This window comes from Candidatus Thiothrix phosphatis (assembly GCF_035668035.1).
In the GTDB taxonomy this organism is placed as follows: Bacteria; Pseudomonadota; Gammaproteobacteria; order Thiotrichales; family Thiotrichaceae; genus Thiothrix; species Thiothrix phosphatis.
Window position 1 is genome coordinate 14,671 of the sequence record NZ_JAYMYJ010000140.1, and the last position, 22,627, is coordinate 37,297.

General features: G+C 47.6%; 18 protein-coding genes. 4 read left to right on the forward strand and 14 right to left on the reverse strand.

Annotated features, from left to right (window positions below; genetic code table 11):
* Positions 1 to 47 precede the first annotated feature (47 nt).
* Positions 48 to 1,268, forward strand: coding sequence for a GGDEF domain-containing protein (locus tag VSS37_RS16690; protein ID WP_324697034.1), 1,221 nt, complete (start codon positions 48 to 50; stop codon positions 1,266 to 1,268).
* A 100-nt stretch (positions 1,269 to 1,368) separates the two neighbouring features.
* On the opposite strand, the gene VSS37_RS16695 is transcribed toward VSS37_RS16690, so the two are convergent.
* Entirely contained in the window at positions 1,369 to 1,785 is a 417-nt protein-coding gene (locus tag VSS37_RS16695; protein WP_324697035.1) for a hypothetical protein, read from the reverse strand.
* Positions 1,786 to 2,205: 420 nt separating this feature from the next.
* Here VSS37_RS16695 and VSS37_RS16700 point away from each other — a divergent pair, with 420 nt between their 5' ends.
* Positions 2,206 to 2,982 (forward strand): hypothetical protein, encoded by a 777-nt coding sequence (locus VSS37_RS16700; protein WP_324697037.1) that lies wholly within the window; start codon positions 2,206 to 2,208, stop codon positions 2,980 to 2,982.
* Positions 2,983 to 3,098: 116 nt separating this feature from the next.
* Here VSS37_RS16700 and VSS37_RS16705 read toward each other — a convergent pair whose 3' ends face one another.
* Positions 3,099 to 3,545, reverse strand: coding sequence for a hypothetical protein (locus VSS37_RS16705; RefSeq protein ID WP_324697039.1), 447 nt, complete (start codon positions 3,543 to 3,545; stop codon positions 3,099 to 3,101).
* Between the two features lie 52 nt (positions 3,546 to 3,597).
* On the opposite strand from VSS37_RS16705, the gene VSS37_RS16710 reads away from it, so the two are divergent.
* Positions 3,598 to 4,344: a trypsin-like serine peptidase gene (locus VSS37_RS16710; RefSeq protein WP_324697040.1), complete on the forward strand. Its 747-nt coding sequence runs from the start codon at positions 3,598 to 3,600 to the stop codon at positions 4,342 to 4,344.
* Between the two features lie 79 nt (positions 4,345 to 4,423).
* Positions 4,424 to 8,158 carry an ATP-dependent RNA helicase HrpA gene (gene hrpA / locus VSS37_RS16715; protein WP_324697041.1) on the forward strand — a complete coding sequence of 1,245 codons (3,735 nt, stop codon included), beginning with the start codon at positions 4,424 to 4,426 and terminating at the stop codon, positions 8,156 to 8,158.
* Between the two features lies 1 nt (position 8,159).
* Here hrpA and VSS37_RS16720 read toward each other — a convergent pair whose 3' ends face one another.
* The 12 genes from VSS37_RS16720 to wecA all read right to left on the reverse strand — a co-directional run bounded on the left by VSS37_RS16720 (position 8,160) and on the right by wecA (position 22,207).
* The gene (locus VSS37_RS16720; protein ID WP_324697042.1) at positions 8,160 to 10,418 is read right to left on the reverse strand and encodes a GumC family protein; all 2,259 of its coding nucleotides are present in this window, start codon (positions 10,416 to 10,418) and stop codon (positions 8,160 to 8,162) included.
* 120 nt (positions 10,419 to 10,538) lie between these two features.
* Positions 10,539 to 12,002 (reverse strand): mannose-1-phosphate guanylyltransferase/mannose-6-phosphate isomerase, encoded by a 1,464-nt coding sequence (locus tag VSS37_RS16725; RefSeq protein ID WP_324697044.1) that lies wholly within the window; start codon positions 12,000 to 12,002, stop codon positions 10,539 to 10,541.
* Between the two features lie 20 nt (positions 12,003 to 12,022).
* Complete coding sequence (gene fcl / locus VSS37_RS16730; RefSeq protein ID WP_324697045.1) at positions 12,023 to 12,991, reverse strand: GDP-L-fucose synthase; 969 nt, start codon at positions 12,989 to 12,991, stop codon at positions 12,023 to 12,025.
* A gap of 6 nt (positions 12,992 to 12,997) precedes the next feature.
* Complete coding sequence (gmd, locus tag VSS37_RS16735; RefSeq protein ID WP_324697046.1) at positions 12,998 to 14,146, reverse strand: GDP-mannose 4,6-dehydratase; 1,149 nt, start codon at positions 14,144 to 14,146, stop codon at positions 12,998 to 13,000.
* A gap of 12 nt (positions 14,147 to 14,158) precedes the next feature.
* Complete coding sequence (locus tag VSS37_RS16740; protein WP_324697048.1) at positions 14,159 to 14,971, reverse strand: glycosyltransferase; 813 nt, start codon at positions 14,969 to 14,971, stop codon at positions 14,159 to 14,161.
* Positions 14,964 to 15,452 (reverse strand): PssE/Cps14G family polysaccharide biosynthesis glycosyltransferase, encoded by a 489-nt coding sequence (gene pssE, locus VSS37_RS16745; RefSeq protein ID WP_324697049.1) that lies wholly within the window; start codon positions 15,450 to 15,452, stop codon positions 14,964 to 14,966. The genes VSS37_RS16740 and pssE overlap by 8 nt, the downstream gene beginning before the upstream one ends.
* Positions 15,427 to 15,912 (reverse strand): PssD/Cps14F family polysaccharide biosynthesis glycosyltransferase, encoded by a 486-nt coding sequence (gene pssD / locus VSS37_RS16750; RefSeq protein ID WP_324697051.1) that lies wholly within the window; start codon positions 15,910 to 15,912, stop codon positions 15,427 to 15,429. The genes pssE and pssD overlap by 26 nt, the downstream gene beginning before the upstream one ends.
* Positions 15,866 to 17,146 carry a hypothetical protein gene (locus VSS37_RS16755; RefSeq protein WP_324697053.1) on the reverse strand — a complete coding sequence of 427 codons (1,281 nt, stop codon included), beginning with the start codon at positions 17,144 to 17,146 and terminating at the stop codon, positions 15,866 to 15,868. Before VSS37_RS16755 ends, pssD begins: the two co-directional genes overlap by 47 nt.
* A 144-nt stretch (positions 17,147 to 17,290) precedes the next feature.
* A complete protein-coding gene (locus VSS37_RS16760) occupies positions 17,291 to 18,442 on the reverse strand; it encodes a glycosyltransferase family 4 protein (RefSeq protein WP_324697054.1) in 1,152 nt (383 codons plus the stop codon).
* A 17-nt stretch (positions 18,443 to 18,459) separates the two neighbouring features.
* Complete coding sequence (locus tag VSS37_RS16765) at positions 18,460 to 19,941, reverse strand: oligosaccharide flippase family protein (protein ID WP_324697056.1); 1,482 nt, start codon at positions 19,939 to 19,941, stop codon at positions 18,460 to 18,462.
* A gap of 74 nt (positions 19,942 to 20,015) precedes the next feature.
* Complete coding sequence (locus VSS37_RS16770) at positions 20,016 to 21,137, reverse strand: DegT/DnrJ/EryC1/StrS family aminotransferase (RefSeq protein ID WP_324697058.1); 1,122 nt, start codon at positions 21,135 to 21,137, stop codon at positions 20,016 to 20,018.
* A gap of 29 nt (positions 21,138 to 21,166) precedes the next feature.
* Positions 21,167 to 22,207, reverse strand: a complete 1,041-nt coding sequence (gene wecA, locus VSS37_RS16775; protein WP_324697060.1) for a UDP-N-acetylglucosamine--undecaprenyl-phosphate N-acetylglucosaminephosphotransferase — start codon at positions 22,205 to 22,207, stop codon at positions 21,167 to 21,169.
* Positions 22,208 to 22,627: the final 420 nt, after the last annotated feature.

Genomic DNA, 22,627 nt, shown 5'->3' on the forward strand with positions numbered 1-22,627 from the left:
TCATACCAAGGCACAGTAACCGATGCAACAACCATGACACGATTTCAATGAATAAGAAAAAAGCAAGCTCACCCTTGCACACATCGCCACTGATCCTGCAAGGGCAAATAACCTTTTTATCCCGCCATGGCTCCATATGGTTTTGGGGCAACATATTTGCCGCCAACCTATTTGTGCTGCTGCGCTGGGTGGAAGGTGGCGAAAGCATGGCTTTATTGCTGGTTTGGCTTATCGCCATCGTCGGCACCAATATTATGCGCTGGACATTTGGCCAACATTTCCTGCCTTCCCAACACTACTCTCCAGAAGAATTGCAACAATTCGGGCAACGTTATCTGATCTATTCAACCCTGATCAGCGCCTTGTGGGGGGTTTCCGGCTTTATCCTGTTTTCGCAGGACACGCTAGTCCAGGCCATGCATGTCATCCTGCTGGCAGGCGCTGTCGTCGCCGCCATGCCAGTCCTGGCCCTATCGGGCTTTGCCTTGTATGTACAAATCGGCGCCATTCTGTTGCCCATCACCCTAAACCTACTGCTCATGGGCAATTCCGTCACCCAGCACTCGCTGGCGATGGCGGTGACGCTACTGGGTGTTTTGCTGGCGATGGCATCCCGCTCCATCACCAGCCTGCTCAATGATTTGCACGCCGTGCAGATACAAATGCAGGAGCAGGCTCATACCGACCCGGTCACCCAGATTGCCAACCGCCGATTTTTCGATAATATTTTCAAGACTGAATGGCGACGGGCAGCCCGTGATGGCCATGCCCTCTCCCTATTGATGATTGATGTTGACCACTTCAAACGCTACAACGACCGGCATGGGCACCATGCAGGCGACCAATGCCTGCAAATCATAGCCCAATGCATCAAGGCCGTGGCGCGTCGGGCATCCGACGTGGTGGCCCGTCACGGAGGGGAAGAGTTTGTGGTCCTGCTGCCTGACACCAGCTTGGACGATGCCTTCACATTGGCGGAACGCTTGCGTAAGAGTGTTGAGGAGCAACGCATTCCGCATTCTGACGGCTCCATTCCGCGAATTGTGACTGTCAGTGTCGGCGTTTCCAGTTGCACACCCAATACGCCCCGCGAGACCCAGGTCATGGATGACAGCCCGGTTACGTATCCTGCCATGCTGCTCAACACCGCCGACCGCGCCCTGTACCGCGCCAAACGCAATGGGCGCAATCAGGTGGCCAAGGAAAATTGTGGCGATGGCGTCATCGTGCTGTCAACGCCGCCAGCCAGCGCCACCCATGCGGCTTGAACGGCAGAATGCACCCAACCATTTGAAATAAGTATGGAACATATCAGTCAATAATATTTTTCTTCAGAAAAAAACATGCTATAAAGCATTTAGCTGCTTTTCAGGAAAGCACAAGAATACGGGGAATGTGCTGGTCTTCATGAATATAGATAAAGAACAAGTGATTGCAGAACTGGAACGCATTCTTAACAGCCCCCAGTTTCGTTCCAGAAAACTGATCAGGACATTCTTGCACTACGCCGTTCATGAAACCCTGGAAAACAGGGGGGACAACCTGAATCAGTACACGATTGCAATCAATGCATTGGGCAAGACGGCCGACTTCTCCCCTGTCTACAACCCAGTAGTCCGTATCGAAGCGGGGCGTTTGCGTAAATTGCTGCACGACTACTATAGTGAAAACGGCAGACACAACCTGATTGCCATCAGTATGCCAAAAGGGTCTTATCAGGTCAGCTTCCGGATAAACAACCATTTCCTGTCTGTTCTCTCCGCACAAGAAAACTTGGCGCCGCATGTGACGGAAGGCCCCCGGATAGCTGTACATTGTCAGGCAACTGACCCACAAAATGACGGAATATATTCTGTCTGCCATAAAGTGCGTAATGATTTGCTCCTGATCATGAGCCGTTTCCGCAATATCCGGCTGGTATCATCCCTGCCTGACGCGGCTCCGCCATCCCCTCCCCCTTCACTGGACTCCCTGCAACAACACAGGGTCGATTATATTCTGGTCTGCAATGTCCAGACGCACACATATAGCCTAGAACTGTTTTGCACCCTTACCCATATTCCCAGCAATGAACTGGTATGGACAGACATGCTCTCGCTACCGGCGCCATTTGAGCAAACTGACCTGGATACAGCCTACCTGCAAATAACCGCCAACACGATTACGCTCCATTCCGGCGCAGCATTGACGCATTGGGCAGGATATATGCAAAGCCTGAAGCTGTCGCCTCTCCCCGCCCACCACCATGTGCTGGTGTCTTACCTGGAATTCTTACGGAATGTCAGCTGTGAGAACTTTGGCAAAGCGCTCAAAACATGCCAGCAACGCCTCGAGCGCTTCCCGGCTGACGCCATGGCTCTGACTATTCTTGCCCGCCTGTGCGGCTATGATTATGTGCTGCAATACAATCTGGTCGCTGATAGGGAAACTGTCTGGCTGCATGCATCCCGCATGGCCATGAAGCTGGATCCCGGCGGGGCCGAGCCTCATTCTGTTTTCGCCCATAATTGCTTCTGGCGTGGTGACGCCGAGCTGTGCCGATCAGAACTCGAAATTGCCAGAAAAATCAATCCATTTGACACATCCATAGAATATCTTTACGGGCTTGGCCTATATCTGCTGGGCGATCAGCAAGCGGGCATGCAAGCCATCAATACATTGATGGCGATCCCATTCGCCCATCCAGACTGGTACCATATCCTGCCGTTCCTGCATGCATTTGATCAAGGCAATTATCAGGAAGCGCTGGCTTTGGCGGAACGTATCCAGCAATTTGGGTTATGGGGGGAACTGGCACGCTGTGTGAGCTATTTTAAGCTAGGGCAGATTGGACGCAGCATTGAAGAACTACAGAATTTATCCCGGCATAATACCAACTTGCCAGATAGCGGCATCACGGACAAACGGTCAATATTTTCATACAAAGCATTTAAAAAACTATTAGATACATTGATAGAAATGCAACAAACTTTACCAAATTGATAATACTATTGATTAATATGCAGATTAACCCATATTCTTCAATTATTAATGCTGAATGAATTAATTTATTGTATCGACTTGTAAAAAAATTAATTTAATTTATTGCCAAAAGAATCCTATAAATCAGCGTAGTTTATCCAACGATGATCGCGGGGATTTTTTATTATGCACATGAGTTCGCACGCAAATGCGCGACAAACAGCTGTATTGGCAATTTTTTCAATAATAACAACGCTGGTGACAGGCTGTAACCAGCAGGATGCGGCGAATGCCGTCCTACCCACCAGTACAGCGGCGGCGGCGCTGGCGGCCCCTACAATAACCACCGCATCAGTAGCCCCCACGGCAACATCCTCCAGCCCAACAGTAGCTGCGGCATCCACCACTACCGTCACCTCCAGCCCGACAGTCGTGGCCGCATCCACCACCACCACAACCCCAACAGCTGGCTCAGAAACTACAACCAACAACACTTCGCCAAGCGCTTCAAGTTGGCAGTATGGGTTGATTTCCAGCAACGGCAAGAGCTTCAACGCCAATAGCCTGAACCAAAACAGCTCCATATCAGTCGGCTCCACTGGCGCTAACGGCAGGCCTGAACTTGAAGGTGCCGACATGACGCCCCTGACGCCGGAAGAGCTGACCGCCATAGACGCCAACGCCCCGGCAGCGCGGATCATTTATGAATCCATTTTGGGGGCCGACACCCGCTTTCAGGTAATGCCCACCTCCTACCCGGAGCGCGCCGTTTCCCTCATCACCTATAATGGCAGCACTCATTGCACCGGCTGGCTAATCAGCAAAGATACCCTGGTCACCGCAGGCCATTGCGTCCATAGCGGCGGCTCCAGCGGCAAATGGGGAAGCACCGCCGCCTTCAGGGTTTACCCAGGATACTCCAGTAGATATGCGCCTTATGGTTTTTGTGACGCCAGGGAGTTGTACTCATCCGCCGGTTGGGTTTTGTCAGGCGACAGCAACGCCGATATTGGGCTCATCAAGCTGAATTGCTCTGTAGGCAATTCAACCGGCTACTTCAGCTATTTTGTAGCCGACGCTGGGGATGGCAAACTGGTCACAATCAACGGCTATCCTGGCGATAAAGAGGACGCCCACCAACAATGGGCAAGTTATGGCACCATACTGCGCTCTACCGCCACTAGGCTTTATTACGACAACGACACAACAGGCGGCATGAGCGGTTCGCCAATTTGGGTCAGAGGCGTGGATAACAGCATCGCTTGGTCAATCGGCATTCACACCAATGGGGAAGACTCCGCGCTGTCCCCCAACAGCAACTCTGGAACCCGCATTTCACAGGACATTTTTGACCTGATGACAGCTGTGAAAAACCTGCCATAACAGAATGTCCGCAACGGCAGGTGAATCAGGCAAAGCGGCGCGCTACAATGCCCGCTTTGCCTGATATAGTCGTTTCGCTGTGAGTAAAGCTGACCAACGCCGCCTGCTGCGCCTGCAAAACCTGCCCAAACCGGAGTATCCTGAAGAACTGCCGGTCGCGGCGCGCCGCCAAGAAATCATCGCGGCCATCGCCAAACATCAGGTCGTCATTATCTGCGGCGAAACAGGCTCCGGCAAAACCACCCAGTTACCCAAGATGTGCCTGGAACTGGAGCGGGGCATCAATGGCTTTATTGGCCATACCCAACCGCGCCGCATCGCCGCCCGCAGCGTCGCCGCCCGCATTGCAGAAGAACTCAAAACCTCGCTGGGCCAGCAGGTAGGCTACAAGGTGCGCTTTCACGACCGTTGCTCGCCGGACAGCTACATCAAGCTGATGACGGACGGCATTCTGCTGGCTGAAATCCAGCAAGACCGTTTCCTCAGGCAATACGACACCCTGATCATCGACGAAGCGCATGAACGCAGCCTCAATATCGATTTCCTGCTTGGCTACCTGAAATGGCTGCTGCCGAAACGGCGTGACCTGAAAGTCATCATCACCTCCGCCACCATTGACCCGGAACGCTTTTCCCACCATTTCAACGGCGCGCCCATCATCAATGTTTCCGGCCGCACCTACCCGGTGGAAATCCGCTACCGCCCGCTAGTGGACGTGGATGGCGAGGAAGAATTCGAACGCGACCAAACCGAGGCCATCCTCGACGCCGTGGATGAATTGGGACGTGAATCTCCCGGCGACATTCTGATCTTCCTGCCCGGAGAACGTGAAATTCGTGAAACGGCAGAGGCATTACGCAAGCACCATCCGCCCGCCACCGAAATCCTGCCATTGTATGCACGCCTATCCTCAGAAGAACAACACCGCATTTTCGAGCCGCATGGCCGCCGCCGCATTGTGCTGGCGACGAATGTGGCGGAAACCTCGCTCACGGTTCCCGGTGTCAAATACGTGGTGGATAGCGGTTATGCGCGCATTTCCCGCTATTCCTGGCGCGCAGGCGTACAGCGCCTACCGATCGAGAAAGTGTCACAAGCTTCCGCCAATCAACGCTCCGGGCGCTGTGGCCGGGTCAGCAACGGCATCACCATCCGCTTGTACAGCGAAGAGGATTTCAATAACCGCACGCCCTTCACCGAGCCGGAAATCCTGCGCACCAATTTGGCGGCGGTCATCCTACAACTGGCGACCATGTGGAATGCGGATGTTGAGGATTTCCCGTTTGTTGAACCGCCCGACACCCGCCTGATCCGCGACGGCTACAAGCTGCTGTTTGAACTCGGTGCGGTGGACCGGAACTTTAATGTCACCCACATCGGCCATCAACTGGCGCAGTTGCCCCTGGATCCGCGCTTCGGGCGCATGCTGCTGGCCGCGCAGGAAAACGCCGCGCTACGGGAGGTGCTGATCATTGTCAGCGCCCTGACATTGCAAGACCCGCGTGAACGCCCGTTGGACAAGCAACAGGCTGCTGACGAAAAGCACAGCCGTTTCAAGGATGAGCAATCGGATTTCCTGGGCTTCCTGAAATTATGGGATTACTTCCATGAACAGCGGAAACACCTGTCACAGCGCAAATTCCGCGACTTATGCAGCAAGGAATTCCTCTCATTCATCCGCCTGCGCGAATGGCGTGACATTCACACCCAGTTGCACCAGATGCTGGTGGAAATGGGCGGCAAGCCAAACACGGAAGAAGCCAGCTATGACGCCATTCACCTCAGCTTGCTGATGGGCTTGCTGGGCAATATCGGCTTGAAGGATGAAGACCGCGAATATCAAGGTGCTGGCGGCCGCAAATTCCACATTTTTCCTTCCTCCGGCCTGAAAAAAAAGCTGCCGCAATGGATAATGGCGGCGGAATTGGTGGAAACCTCACGTTTGTTTGGCCGCACCAGCGCCCGTATCCAGCCGGAATGGGTGGAAAAACTCGCCTCCCACCTGCTTCGCCGCCATTACAGCGAAGCACATTGGGAGCAACGGCCTGCACAAGTGGCCGCATTTGAACGCACGACCCTTTACGGCATCACCCTCACCCAACGCCGCAAGGTCAGTTATGGGCGCATCGATCCACCGGTTTGCCGGGAATTGTTCATCCGCCACGCACTGGTGTACGGTGAGTACCACACGTCCGCCCCATTCTTCCAGCACAATGCCAACCTGATCGCTGAAATTGAGGTGTTGGAAGCCAAAGCCCGCCGCCGCGACATCCTGACGGATGAGCAATGTTTATATGACTTTTATGACCGGCTGGTTCCCGCCCATGTTGTCAACGGCCATTCGTTTGAACGCTGGCGTAAAAAAGCTGAACAGACGGCTCCCCAACTGCTGTACCTGACCCGCGATTACCTGATGCAACGCGCCGCCGCGCATGAAACGGGCAACCAGTATCCAGATCACTTGCAGACACAAGGTTTGAGCTTGCCCCTTAGCTATCATTTTGACCCCACAGCGGCGGATGACGGCGTGACAGCGCGCATTCCCCTATTGGGGCTGAACCAGCTTGCCCCGATCCGTTTCGAATACCTGGTGCCTGGAATGCTGGAAGAAAAAATTACAACCCTGATCCGCAGCCTACCCAAACAAGTACGCAAACAGTTCGTTCCAGCACCCGATTATGCCCGCGCCTGCATGGAGGCCATCCAACCAAGTGAATCCGTTCCCCTGCACATTGCTGTGGAACAACAGCTGCTACGCATGACTGGCAGCCGCATTCCTCCTGAAGCTTGGGCAGAGATGGACTTGCCCCCATACCTGCTGATGCGTTTTGAAGTGGCGGATGAAACCGGCAAGGTTATCCGCAGCGGACGCGATCTGGATGCGCTACGTGGCAAAGTGCGCCAGCAGACGCGCCAGGAACTCGCCACCCGATCCGCCCAGTCCATTGAGCGCAGTGGCATTACGGCCTGGGACTTCGGGGATTTGCCGGAAATACACTGGCTGGAAGCAAGCGGAGCCAAACTGCGGACTTGGCCTGCCCTGGTTGACGCCAGCTCCCCCAACGGGAACCAGCACGTTGCCATCCGCCTGTTCGACAATGAAACCGACGCCGCCGCAGCGCATTGGCAAGGCGTACTGCGCCTATTCCTGCTGGCTTTGCCTGCTGAGACAAAAAGTTTGCCGAAGCATATACCGTACATGCAGACCCTATGCCTGCACTACGCCGCCACTGGCAAATGTGAAGAATTAAAGGAAAGCATCACCCGTTTCGTCTTTCGCCAAACCTTTTCAACCCATCTGACAATCCGTCAACAGGGCAGCTTCGAGCATGCATTGGCGCAATGCCGCCCGCAAATTTTCCCCCAAACCCAGGAAGCAGCCCGCCTGCTGACGCCTGTACTGGCCATGCACCATGAGTTACGTAAGCAGTTGAAAAGCAGGACGCCGCCCTCCTGGCTGGAGGCGCTGAACGACATCAATGACCAACTCGCTCATCTGGTGTATCCCGGTTTTTTGGATACAACTTCCCCCGAGGAGTTACGGCATTTCCCGCGTTACCTCAAAGGCGTTCAAAGGCGTTTGCAAAAACTGGCCGAGAACCCGGCCAAAGATAGGGCGTTACGGCTGCAAGCACAGCCCTACTGGGATCAGTGGAAAGAACGGCAGAAACCGGAGGGAAACAATCCAGCGCTAGCAGAATACCGCTGGATGTTGGAAGAATTTAGGATTTCCCTGTTTGCGCAGGAATTGGGAACCGCAAGGCCGGTATCGGCCAAGCGGTTGGATGAATTATGGAAACAGTTGGCGCGCTGATCTAGTGAGTCGCCACCATAGCTGTCTGGCTACTGCGCGGATAGCGGCTAGGGTAACCATAATACTTATTGGAAACTTCCGGCGACTTCATCTTGGTCAGTACAGTGCCAATAACATGGCATTGCGCCTGCCCCAACCGCCCGAAGGCATCCTTTAGGTTACGCTTGCGCGTCTGGCTGTAAGCACTGACGAAAATGGTGTTGCCTGCGCGATTGGAAATGATCAACGCATCCGCCAGCCCCATGACAGGTGGGCCATCAACGATGATATGGTCAAACATACCTTCCGCTTCGCTCAACAACGCCGTGAAACGCTCACCCGCCAGCAGCTCGGTAGGATTGGGAACCGCAGAGCCTGCTGAAATGGCAGAAAGATTCTGTACGGTTGTTTCCTGAATGATGTCGCCAATCTCCTTTTCACCCAGAAGAAAATCACTGACACCCATACGATTCCCCAACCCAAGTTTGTTATGGGCCTCAGGATGACGCATGTCGCAATCAACCAGCAGGACTTTCTTGCCTGTATAAGCAAAAACCGTAGCAAGATTAACTGCTGTAGTAGTTTTGCCCTCTCCTGGGGATGGGCTGGTGACATTCACCACCAACCCCAAACCATGGTGTGAAGGAGCCTTCATCATAAGAATGTTTTCACGCAATGATCGGAAAGCCTCAAGCATGAAAGAACTGCCCACCTGCCCCCGCAGCGCCAACACATTCTTGTTATTCCGGCCAGAGATATAAGGGATGACACCCAACACAGGCAAAGAACCGACAGCCCGCTTCATATCTTCAACGCTTCTCAAACGGTCATCCATAATGTCAGCCAAAATAGCGGCCAATAGCCCCAGCAACAAACCGATAGCGGCCCCCATGCCCAGGTTCATTGGAATATTGGGGGCATATGGCTTGCTAGGCACACTGGCTTTATCAACAATCGCCACATTGCTCGCCCCGCTATCTTCCGCTAACCGGACTTCATTTAATCGCGTCAGCAAGCCTTCATAGTTACGGCGGTCTGCCTCAACCTTACGCTGTAGGGTATTGTAGTCAACCGACTTATCACGTTGACCCATCAACACCCCTTCCTGCCGTTTGACCTCAGCCGTAAGCTCCCCTTCGCGTTGTTTGGCAGCCTCATATTCCGCTTTCAACTTGCTGCGGGCAGTTGTGTCAATACTGGCGGATTCCCTGGCAATATTACTGCTCAGTTCATTAATTCGGCCTTGCAACTGCTGCATTTCCGGGAAACCTGGCTTAAACAGACGGGACTTATCATTATATTCCGCCTGTGCCTTCGCCAATTCCTCCTTGAGAATTTGTATCGCCGGGTTTTCTAATGTCCTGTCGGCACCCGCCACATTTTTGGAACGATTATAAGCTGCCTCAGCCGCAATCCTCGCCCCTTTAGCATCAGTCAAAGCTGCATTCAAAGAATCCAATACACCCGATGCTGAAGAACGGTCACCATCCAACGTAATAATTCCCTGAGATTTAGCATACTTCACTAATTTACTTTCAGAGGTTTCCAGTTCTTTTTTAGCCTCTTCCAGTTTTTTGGATAATGTCTCTTTAGTATGGGCAACCCGTTCATTGCGCAAATCAAAACTCATTTGTTTGTAGCCGTCAGCCAGGGTATTCACCACATCGGCTGTCAACTTAGGATCTGTATTATCAAAACTAATTTTGAAAATCTGTGAGTTTTCAACTGGATAAACGGATAAGAAATGTTTGAAGTTTTCTTCAACTGAACTGAGCTTATGCTCAACCTGGCTATCGCCACTAATGCTTTGTTTAACCCCTGTCAACCAGCCATAAAGTTTTTCCTTCAATGAGTCACCACCTTCAAAACGGGAAGCAACGCCCAACTTGTCGATAGTGCTTTTGGTTAACCTCTCGCTGTTCAAGAGTTCCGTTTGGGTTTGGTAAAACTCACGCTCACTCATAGGGGCACGGGCGGCATCCGCCCCATCACCCAAGTTCAATACCCGCGCATCATCTGGTGTTACCTGCAAAGTTGTGGTGGCACGGTACACATTTGGAGACAGAAGTGTAATAATAACGGCCAGAGTAAAAACGCTAATAGCAGTACCCAACAGTAACCATTTTCGCTGCATCAGCCTACGCCATAACTCCCCAAACCCAAACTCTTCAGTTTGGGGGCGGGGAGACACATCCTCAATAGGAATGTACTCAATAACCTGACCGCCGCCTGTTGCCCTTACATCGAGACTTTTCGATTGGCTTGTATAATAATTTTCCATTTCTGCTCCTTGAGCATTACTGCTATCGACCGATTTTTTCCATCTATTAGAAATTTCTGTAATAGACTCAATAGTAGTACATTATGAAACCCAGATGATGCCTGAAAGTTACCCTATCGTTCAGGATGGCTCGTTACGGCCATATTGATCCTCCAGCCGAACAATATCATCCTCACCTAAATAACTGCCTGACTGGACTTCAACCAATTCAAGTGGAACCTTGCCAGGATTCGCAAGGCGATGTGTACTGCCAAGCGGTATGTATGTCGACTGGTTTTCGGTAAGCAAAAACGTCCTATCATCACACGTAACTTCTGCCGTCCCCTTCACCACAATCCAATGTTCCGCTCGGTGATGATGCTTTTGTAGGGACAATTTCGCACCCGGCTTGACTGTGATCCGCTTCACCTGGAAGCGCTCGCCCATATCTACAGAGTCATAACAACCCCACGGACGGTTTACCAAACGATGGACGATGGCTTCGCTACGGCCTTCTGCTTCCAGCGCGGAAACAATTCGTTTGACATCCTGTGCCTTATTTTTATGGGTGACCAATGTCGCATCTTTGGTTTCTATCACCACCAAATCATCCACGCCAACCAGTGTAACCAAACGGTCTTCCGTAAACACCAAATTATTACCAGCATCGTGTACCATAACGTTGCCGCGCAATACATTATTAGCAGCATCACGCGGACAAACATCCCACACCGCCGACCAGGCACCAACATCATTCCAACCTGCACTCAGTGGCACCGTTGCCGCATGATGGGTATGTTCCATCACTGCATAATCAATGGAATCAGAAGGACATGTCGCAAATGAGGCTGTGTCCAAACGGATAAAATCCAGATCCCGCTGCGCCAGTTTAAATGTTTTCTGGCAAGACTCGAGAATATCCGGTCGAAATGCCTCCAGTTCATGCAAAAAGACGCTCGCTTTGAACATAAAAATGCCTGAATTCCACAAATGCCTGCCTCCATGCAGGTAGGCAGTGGCGGTTTCGACATCCGGTTTTTCTGCAAAAGCGGCAACCTGCCAAGCATTCTCAAATCCCACAACCGCTGAACCCCGCTCAATGTAGCCATAGCCGGTTTCCGGTGCGGTTGGTGTAATTCCAAACGTCACCAGATAGCCATTCTCCGCTAAAGCACTGGCATCCAATATGGCTTTCTGAAAAGCACCCACATCAGGAATGACGTGGTCAGCAGGCAGCACCAGCATGACAGGATCCTGCTTCACTACCCCATCACCCTGCTGTCCAGCCCTTTCCAACAGGCACAAGGCAGCCACGGCCACAGCAGGTGCCGTATTACGCCCTACCGGCTCCAGCAAAATCCCCTGGTGTTCCTGACGAATGCCCTGCAACTGCTCGGCCACCATAAACCGATGTTCTTCATTACAAACAACAACTGGCAATTGTTTGCCAGGAATTCCATCAAGACGGTCTAGCGTGGATTGAAACAGGGTGCGGTCTTCCTGAATGAGAGGCAGGAATTGCTTAGGACGCAGTTTGCGTGAAACAGGCCACAAGCGGGAGCCGGAGCCACCCGACAAAATCACAGGGGTTATTGGGGTTGTCATCTCTACACCTTCTTTAGTTTTTAAGATTGGCGGAAATCGCCTTGATGCTCCACAAACCATTCATAGGTTGCCCGAAGACCATCAGGCAATGTGATTTGCGGCTCCCATCCCAAACTTTTGAGACGGGATACATCAAGCAGTTTACGGGGAGTCCCATCTGGCTTGCTGGCGTCAAACACGATCTCACCCTCAAATCCGACCACCTCCGCCATCAACTCTGCCAATTGGGCAATGGTACAATCTGACCCTGTACCTACATTAATATGTGAAAGCATTGCAGGAACCAGTTCTTGGTATCCAACATCGTCCATTTCCATCACATGGATACTAGCGGCCGCCATATCGTCGACATGCAGGAATTCACGCCGTGGCGTTCCTGACCCCCACACCACAACCATAGGAGCTGCGGCCAGCTTAGCTTCGTGGAAGCGCCGCATCAACGCTGGAATCACATGCGAGTTTTCCGGATGAAAATTGTCATTAAAACCATAAAGATTAGTCGGCATGACACTACGATAGTGAACGCCATATTGACGATTATAAGACTCGCACAATTTGATACCCGCAATCTTCGCAATTGCATAGGGTTCGTTAGTGCATTCCAAAGCCCCCTGTAACAATTCAGATTCTGCAATAGGTTGCTTTGCAAACTTTGGATAAATACAGGATGAACCAAGGAAAAGCAGGCGTTTAACGCCTGCTTTATACGCTGAATGGATGATATTGCTTTCGATCATCAGATTTTCATAAATGAAATCTGCTGGATAGCTATTATTGGCATGAATCCCCCCGACCTTTGCCGCCGCCAGATAAACCTGATCGACTTTCTCCGTTTCAAAGAACGCATCAACCTCTTGTTGACAAGTCAGGTTCAATTCCTGCCGCGAGCGCAGCACCAACTCAACATCTGGACGCTGGGATAGTGCACGGACAAGCGCGGAACCAACCATCCCACGATGACCGGCGACATAAATACGGGTTTTTTTCATGCTCAATTACTCGTGATAGGACATGATACGATGGCCATGGTCTTTTAAATGCTTTTCCTTCAGCATCAACTTAAGGTCAGAAGCCATCATGTCCTGCACCAAAGAACTCAGGTCATGTTTTGGCACCCAACCAAGTTTTTCCTTGGCTTTGGTTGGATCACCAATCAGCAATTCAACCTCAGTCGGGCGGAAATAACGCGGATCTACCGCCACTACTTCACGACCAGCCTCCAAGCCGTGCTGTTCTGGTTGTGCGCCGGTGGCCGCTTCGTAAACATCACGGTCAAAACCAGCTATGATTCCTTTTTCATCAACACCTTCGCCCTGGAAGTCAATGGTGATGCCAGCACGCGCAAAAGCCATGCGTACAAACTCGCGCACTTCGGTTGTCACCCCAGTCGCAATCGCCCAATCTTCAGGGTCAGGAGCTTGTAGGATCATCCACATCATCCTGACATAATCCTCTGCATGTCCCCAGTCACGTTTGGCAGACAAATTCCCAAGATAAAGATTATCTTGTAAACCTAACGCAATTCGGGAAGCTGCACGGGTAATTTTACGGGTTACAAAGGTTTCACCCCGTAATGGCGATTCATGATTAAACAGGATACCGTTGCAAGCAAACATATTGTAGGCTTCCCGGTAATTGACCGTAATCCAGTAAGCATACAGCTTCGCTACAGCATAAGGAGAGCGAGGATAAAACGGGGTTGTTTCTTTTTGTGGAATTTCCTGAACCTTACCAAACAACTCTGATGTGGATGCCTGATAAATACGAGTTTTTTCTGCAAGATTTAGAAACCGAACCGCCTCTAGAATACGTAGGGTGCCAATACCATCGGCATTTGCCGTATATTCTGGAGTATCAAAAGACACATGAACATGACTCATCGCCGCCAAATTATAAATTTCATCCGGTTGAGCCTGACTGATAATACGAGTCAGGTTCATACTATCGGTCATGTCTCCATAATGGAGGAAGAACCTTCGGTCAGAAGCGTGAGGATCTTGGTACAAATGGTCTATGCGATCAGTATTCAACAATGATGACCGGCGTTTGATCCCATGTACGGTATAACCCTTTTTCAAAAGAAACTCGGCCAGATAAGCACCATCTTGGCCAGTGATTCCGGTAATTAAGGCTGTTTTGCTCATAATTATTCCCTATCAGATAACTTGATTGTTAAAAGTTGTTTTGCTACGCATAAACAAATATAACGGGTAAGAAAATTGTTTCAAACCCATCAGACAAATGGAGCGAGCAGCATACAGCCCTGAAGACAGATATGAACAGAGGTCATTTTCAACCCTGAGCCTGAAATCCTCCATAATGCCAGAAATACGTCTACTGTTTGAAACGCCCGTCATGTCAAAACGTGAGATAACCATATCCAACATTTTTATACTGGATTGATCACCAAGCATTTTTACCGCCCGAATAATATAGTCGTAATCAGCTGAAAGCTTATACTCAAGGTCATAGCGCAACTGCGCATAACGGTAATGAAAAAGCATCGACTGATGATGACAGAACATCCCCTTTTCCAAATTGATTTCACTGTTCGCCGGTTTGACGATTTCTTTACCTTGAGCAAACTCCTCGCAAGCATGCCCATATACAATAGCTGGTGGCTTCTCTCCGAACACACTGATTTTCTTATTCAATTCAACAAGTGTCTCCGCCTCAAATAGAGAGTCACCGGAATTCAGAAAGCAAAAATAATCACACTCTGTCATTCTTTCAATGCCTTTATTCATCGCATCATAAATGCCACGATCCGACTCTGAAAACGATTTGATATTTTCGTGCTCACTAGACAACTGCTCAAGATAAGCCTTGCTACCATCATTGGAATCGCCATCGATAATAACGCACTCCCAATATTGATAAGATTGAGCAAGCAAGGAGTTAACTGTACGTTTCAAACCTGATAGATTATTATAACAAATTGTCACAAAGAAAAACTTTTTATTATTCATAGATATACCTCAAAAGGTCACGTACCGCATTGAACTCCACTTTTTCATAGGGCTGTAAATTCTGGGTCGTTCTGTCTATTTCAGTAATCGCCATAGCAACATCACTAACGTTCTGGCAAACAGCACACAAATTATTAGACTTTACATACTGGGCTAACTCTATCTGATGCTTATCTGCACGTTCCGTATTGGGAACAACAAGCACACGCATCTTTTGCTCCAACAACATGAAAATAGTCCCAGCTCCAGCATGGGTAATGAAAAAATCATACTCGGATAATCTGTTTTTCAATCCTTTATCAAAATCAAAAAATGACTTATACCTAGGTTTATATGCGCCATCTCCCGTTTGCAGAGTAATATCAAATCCACCCTCCAACTCCCGGTTTTCATCAATGTTTCGGACAAGCGAATCAAAACCGGTAGTTCCCGTTATAACCAAAATCCGCTTTCTTTTAGAGGCGCCCTGCAAATTCGGCATCGCGATACAACTCCTTCAATGATTCATTCTGTACAAAAAATTTCGTACTAAATGGGGAACATGCTTTTCCCGATAGACTTTTGCTGGTGAATCGACACCAATCCTCAAAGAAAATTCGTTTTTTGACATTAAGCAACTTGCAGACCATAAATACAGGAATACAAATACCAGGGCCAAACCCGATGACAGCCTTAGGCTTATATTGATGAACTAATGTTACTGTCAAGGCTACTGCTTTCAAATAGGCGCTAGCAAAGCTGAAGGGATTGAAGGAAGCATTTTTATGGCGAATGGGCGTAACTGTATAAATTTTTTCAATTGAATCAGCTTTCATTGTCACTGTGTCAGTCACATGAATAAATTCAATTTTTGGATCAATCGCCTGCATCTGTCTCATCAAGCGCATAGCTTGGTCATGATGACCACCCTCGCCGTACACAAGCAATATACTTATGTTCATAGCTCACTCCTTGTAATCTGGTTAATATTATTAGAACTGCAATTCCTTCAGCGCCACGTCCTAAAATATCGCCAAATGGAATCAACATGAAGTTGGCTATCAGTAATGCCATGAAAATAATCGAAAAATCATTTTTATACTTCAAGTACAAAAAGTATGCAATCATAATTAAGAGAAAACATAACGGTAAAAGTAAAATACCATACTTAAATAAAAGCCCTACCAATCCGACATCTGATACATACATGTTAATGCCATAAATTGATAAAAAACCGCCTGCAAACTGTAAGGATACTGCTCCATGAGGCAAAAAGAAATCACTCAAAGTTTCACCCAACATAACCTGAAACTCACGATTTCTCTGAAAATCATAAAAAAACACCGGATCATGAAAGGCATATGCGTAAAGATAATAAGCAAAATAGCCCAACAAAAATAATACAGGAACAACTATCAATGCACTAATATTAACCTGTTCAACTCTACGACGAAGGACAATTATCCAAAAAAAAGTCAAGCCAATAACCAAAGATAAACTGCGCGTTTGGTTAATATATAACATATATAAAGCTAATAATAAAATCGGCAGCCCCATTTTCAACCATTTGCCACGAACAGCTAAATAGTATGGATACAACATTACTAAGAAACCGCCCTCCATAAACCTAGTTTCAAAACGTGTATCTGTTGCAACGAAGCCTTTTTCAAACTGTTCTGCATGAATTGAAAATGAAAAACCTGAGTTGCGAGGAATCCATCCATAGGCATTAGCTACAGACCAAAATAAAGCAAGATAAAAAAGGTACATCAATACATTTTCAAGGTCGATTTCCCCATAGCCTTTCCTTGATCCAATAGATGCCATTACTAAGAAATAAGCCAGGAAAAGGAGAGTGCGCCGTTCTTCCAAAAAACCGAAAGATAATGGCTGGTGATAATGTAAATAAGCAAAGATAGGCGGCATCAGGAACAACGCACCTACCATCGCCAATAAATACCAGTCAGCAGTATCTAGCTCGCCCCTCCTCAGCATAAGCACATAGGCAACCGCCAACAGTGAAACGGCAATTACGCCCTCCCGCAGAAAAACCAAACCAAAACGATGATCGTCACTAAGGAAAAAAAGGCCAGACACTACAGCAAGTATTACCACCAGCATGAATTTATCAAGCATAGACGCAACCAGTGCTGTAGACGGAAGCGGTAGCTTCAATACTGTAGCTTTAGGATGCATATGAATTCCTATCCATTAAAGCAAAGTAACATATAAATAGCACTCAAATGCCATAGCAAAAGATTGGCACCTTGACTTGAGCGCCAGTCCGGAATTAGGGCTATGAAAACCGTTAACCTGATAAAGCATAAAATTTTAGCCGAATCACATATCAATTATACTAATAATTTTCTTTGCGTAACCCTTGTGGTCAAAATTCTCAACTCGCTGTTTACCTCTTACAGCAAGCTCTGCCGCTAAACGATCATTACGCAAGATTTCCAATATTTTTTTAGCCATATCATCTGCATCGTTCGGATCAAAGATTAATGCCGCATCGCCAACCTGCTCTGGTAAAGCTACAACGTTTGAGCAACATACAGGCACACCCAAAGCAAATGCTTCATAAATTGGTATGCTTACACTTTCAAACAACGTGGGCATAACTAACATTTTTGCCATTTGATACAAATACGGTATGTCCTCGTAATCAACATAACCTAAATGCTTCACCTTGTGCTCAAGCCCCAACTCCTTTATCTTTGCAACAAGTTGGGGATAATTATCTTGTTGGGAGCCGGACAAAATTAGACTAACATCCTCATCAGTCTCCCTGACAATAATATTGAAAGCCTCCATTAACTTGACATGATTCTTGTGAAACCAACACTGGGCAGGATAAAATACATAGTGATCTGGCAAGCTATACTTATTTTTAACCATCTCAAAGTTATCAACTTTAGTCTCATAACGCAGCAAGAAATCAGGTGGTGGTGATTGTATAATCGCAACTTTCTCACTTTTTACGCCTAAAAAATTCATGATGTCATTTTTGACGTAATTTGATTCGCAAATAACTGCATTGGCCGACTGAGCTAATGCTTGATTTCTTAGCTTACGTTTAAAGCGCTCGATCCAGGAAAAAGCATGAGGGTAATATCTCTCCTGCATATCATGCAGCGTAAAAATAAACGGCTTTTTTACAAATAAATGAGGGTATACCGAAGTCGCTGGTGAGACAAACAAATCAATATCAGCAAATGCATCCCTTTCTTCTTGACTAATAAAGAAGGGACTATGCATTTTCAATAATAATTGGGAGAAAATGATGATCTGATTAACTACCGAACGATTCGAGGGCGTAAGCTTTCTGACCTCCAAACCATAACCATCGAATCTATTATCATCTTTGTCTGCAAAAATAATGTAGGTGTTCGACTCATCATTTGCAAGCGCATCAACCATTGACTGGATATACTGAAAAATCCCTCCGCCATGCATGGGATAAAACGTTAAAATGCCCACCTTTTTTTTCATATTTCACAAACAACTCTTTAGTTATTAATTATTTGTCCAAACCGAAGCCGTACTTTCTCTCTAAAAAAGAAAAGCAGCGATACCGAGGCAATTCCAGTCAAAATCAGACCATCAGTCAGGATAATCAGTATTTTACTTATTATGTGGAGATGCACCTGGCCAAGCACAAGCACAATAAATGCCCCACAAACGACAAATAAACCAGTCAAAAGTAAATACTCACTAAACTTATGACCGATATTACGTTGCACCCACATATAAAAGAATGGCATTGGCGTCAACAAAAGAAACAATGACATTGCTGCACCATTATAGCCATAACGGTCAGTCAGAAAATAAATACCTATAATATAGGCAACAGTCCCCAGAGCAGAGCTAATCGCTGTCACCTTAGCATTGCCCATACCCTGTAATGCCCAATACGCCACGACAGTGTTGGATTGAAAAAAGAAGTAGAGTGCTATAATTTGCAACGTCAGTGTACTTTTAGTAGCGAACTCTTCTGAAATCCATATTCCAAGAAAAGCCCCTCCAGAGGAAATCAACGCTACGTTAATAACCATACTCGCAAGAAACACCATCAGCATTGACCGCTTATAGAGCATCAGTTTTCCTACGCTATCATTTAAGGAGGATAATTCACTAAAGCGTGGGAAAGTAATCTGGCTAAGAACCTGGATGATTCCATTTGCCATTTGAGCGATAGTATGAGGAATCTGGTAATAAGTGACGGCCTCTGTTCCCAAAATTGCGCCGATGATAAACTTATCCAGCCTTGACACCATTCCACCCAAAAAGTTGCTGACAAAGGTATAAATGCTGAACCCAATCATTTCAGCGAAGATATGCTGGTCAAATGACAAACCCAGACTCACACCTTTGGGCAGAACCTTTTTACCTAACACATAGCCACTAACCAATGCCACCACCTGTATGAAAACATATCCCCACAGGATAACCGGTAAGGAATATCCCATGAACAACAATGCCGTTGCCAACACCACCCCTGCAATATTGGCAGAATTCTGGATAACAGCCGGAACATCAAATCGATGATAAGCCCGAAAAATGTTCATAAAGAACTGATTGATGTAGCTGAGAAGAAATGCCAAGGCTGTAATTGACAACGCTTTGGCAGCTAAGGCGGCCTTCACTGTATCATTATAGATCAATCCACCCAAGGAAGAAGAAAAGACGATCAACAATATAGCGATAAATAAGCCCAACACGACATACATCATCAGGGCAATATCCAGCACTGGCTTGATTTTCGCACGCTCTCCCTTCGCCTCATATTGAGATACATACTTAACGATGGCTTGCCCTACGCCGAGATCGATGAAATTCATGAAACCGATGAGAGAAATACAAATGATGTAAAGGCCATACACATCCTCTCCCATGAACCTGATCATCAGAGGGATGGTGGCCAAAGACGCCACTAGCGGCAAGATATAACCGAGGCCACTGAATGCAATGTTCCTGTAAATATTTTTCATTATTTAAGCAACTCTAGGGGTTTGGCTGTTCAGGCCTCCATCTCGAGGCCTGATGTCAACATTCTAGCTTCTTATCAGAACATTTCCATACATTTCCTGACAGCCGAGCACACACGTTCAACATCCCGCTTTTCCATATCGAAGTAAGATGGGAGATTTATGCCCATTTTGTAAATCCGATACGTGACTGGCGTATCAACATCTGGATAATCGTTCATCGCAGATAACGGGTAAAAGAAAGGGCGACTATCTACGTTAAACTCACGCAAGTTTTGCATAAATCTATCTCGGCTGGACTCATCAGCCCCATCAATTTCCGCGATAATCATCCAATATACATTCTTAGCCCAAGTTGCTGTCCTATTGAGATGAATACCAGGAACATCCGCCAAGAACGCTTCATACCAAGCAAAAATATCCTGTTTTTTCTGAAGAATCTCATCAATACGCTCAAGCTGGGCCAAGCCCAAAGCCGCTTGCAAATTAGTCATTCTGTAATTAAATCCAACCTCGGTATGCCAGTAACGCTTGGTTGGACTCATGGCATGGTCACGCAAATATTTCGCATGCAAGTATAATGATTCATCATCAGTGGTGATCATTCCACCTTCACCGGAAGTAATGACTTTGTTTCCATAAAAACTGAAGCAAGCACAGTCACCCCAAGAACCCACTTTTTTCCCATTTACTTCAGCACCATGAGCTTCCGCAGCATCCTCAACGACTAATAAATTGTGCCGATGGGCAATCTCCATGATAGCAGGCATATTAGCCGGGTGGCCATAAAGATGGACTGGAATGATAGCCTTGGTCTTATCAGTGATAGCTGCTTCGATAGCGGCAGGCGCAATACACAACGTTTCGGCATCAATATCCACCAACACTGGCACCGCTCCGATGTACTTGACCGCATTGGCTGTTGCGACAAAAGTCAAATCAGGAATGATCACCTCATCCCCTGCCCTGACACCTAATGCAACCAACGCGAGATGAAGTGCGGTTGTGCCATTGCTGCAGGTAAGCGCATATTTGCTACCGCAAAATTCAGCAAATTTTTCTTCAAATGCAGTGATATATTCACCCAGCGACGAAACCCACCCCGAGGCAATAGCCGCAGTCACATACTCAATCTCTTTTTTGGTGATAGAAGGTCTGGAGACGGGCAAAAAACCATTGTTCTGTTGTAGTTGGGTCATTTGGTTTGTTTCCTTATATTTGGATGACTTTATTGAGACAACTGTTTATTCAAACGTCTTATTCTGAAGGTATACAACGCGAAACCGGCCAGGAAGACACTGAAGATAATAACCTCTCGCACGCCACTTACCTGCATCGCGATGCCTGCAACCGCAAAAAACGCCGATAAAGTGCAAATTTTCAGAAGGGCTGCACGTTTGTTGTCATCGCAGGAATCCTGCAGGATATGGTGGAGATGCGACCTATCAGCGCTGAATGGTGACTGACCACGGCGGAGCCTGTCCACAATAACCCTCACCATGTCCATTAAAGGGAAAGCAATAAGCCACAAAGCTGTTGATGCTGAAAAGCTAGCCTCCCTATCGGCAGTTGACTGGGTTCCTTGAATCAATAACCAGACCACAGTGAAACCAATCAGCATTGAGCCGGTATCACCCATGAAAATCTTCTTGAAACGAACACCAAAATTAGCCATCAGATACGGTATGAGCGCCACAGAAAGAATTAAGGCAAGATTCATATTGTCCATATCATTATGGAGAAAAAATAAGATCCCCATACTTGCAAACGTGACAAGCGAAGAAACCCCTAACAGCCCATCAATTCCATCTATCATATTAAATGCATTGATTGCACCAATAACAGCTAGAACCGTAACAAAATACCCAGCAATGCCAAGATCAACATTTCCAAGCCCAAAAATATTGCCCAACGAGTGGATATACATACCACTGCCAGCGCACATGAGAGCAGCAACCACACTTTGAATCAGGAGCCGTAAACGCGGCGACAAATCTCGAGCATCATCTGCAACACCCAATACCACCAATAAACTGCTGCAAACAAGATAAGTGAGGGAACTACTATTTGGCGTAATGAATAGTGAAATCCCCATCACCACCCCGATATAAATCGACACCCCCCCAATCAGAGGAATGCGTCCATGATGGAATTTACGATGATCGTTTGGAATATCAACGAGGCCGAACTTCTCTGCAAATGGAGTTAACAGCAAAATCGACAGCGATGATATCAAGGAAACCAATAAAAAAATGCCTGCGATACTCACTAGAACCTCCTGTTCACAACAGCATATACGCCATTTTCACATCCACTGTACAAAACAGCTGATAAAACGCTACCGCCCTCCAAGGCTACCTCCTGGCGAATCAATATCGGACGGAAAATCTTCCTATTTCTCATAAACCATACACCCGAAGATTTGCGCCATGGCAGCCCATTCACACTCACCAACCCCCCTTACAAGTTCATTACAGTTAAGAGTATTTGTCGGCAAGTTTTCATATTTAAGACTATAATCAATAAGATGACAACATAGATAGCCACAAATAGAAGCCATCACAACCTCACCATTCATGATCAGTTCTCAAATGTGCGCCAAGGTGCGACTCCATGATAGAAAAAACTTATGACACTTCTGCCCCTTCATAAATTGCATCAATTAATCGATGCATAAGCATAGTATAAT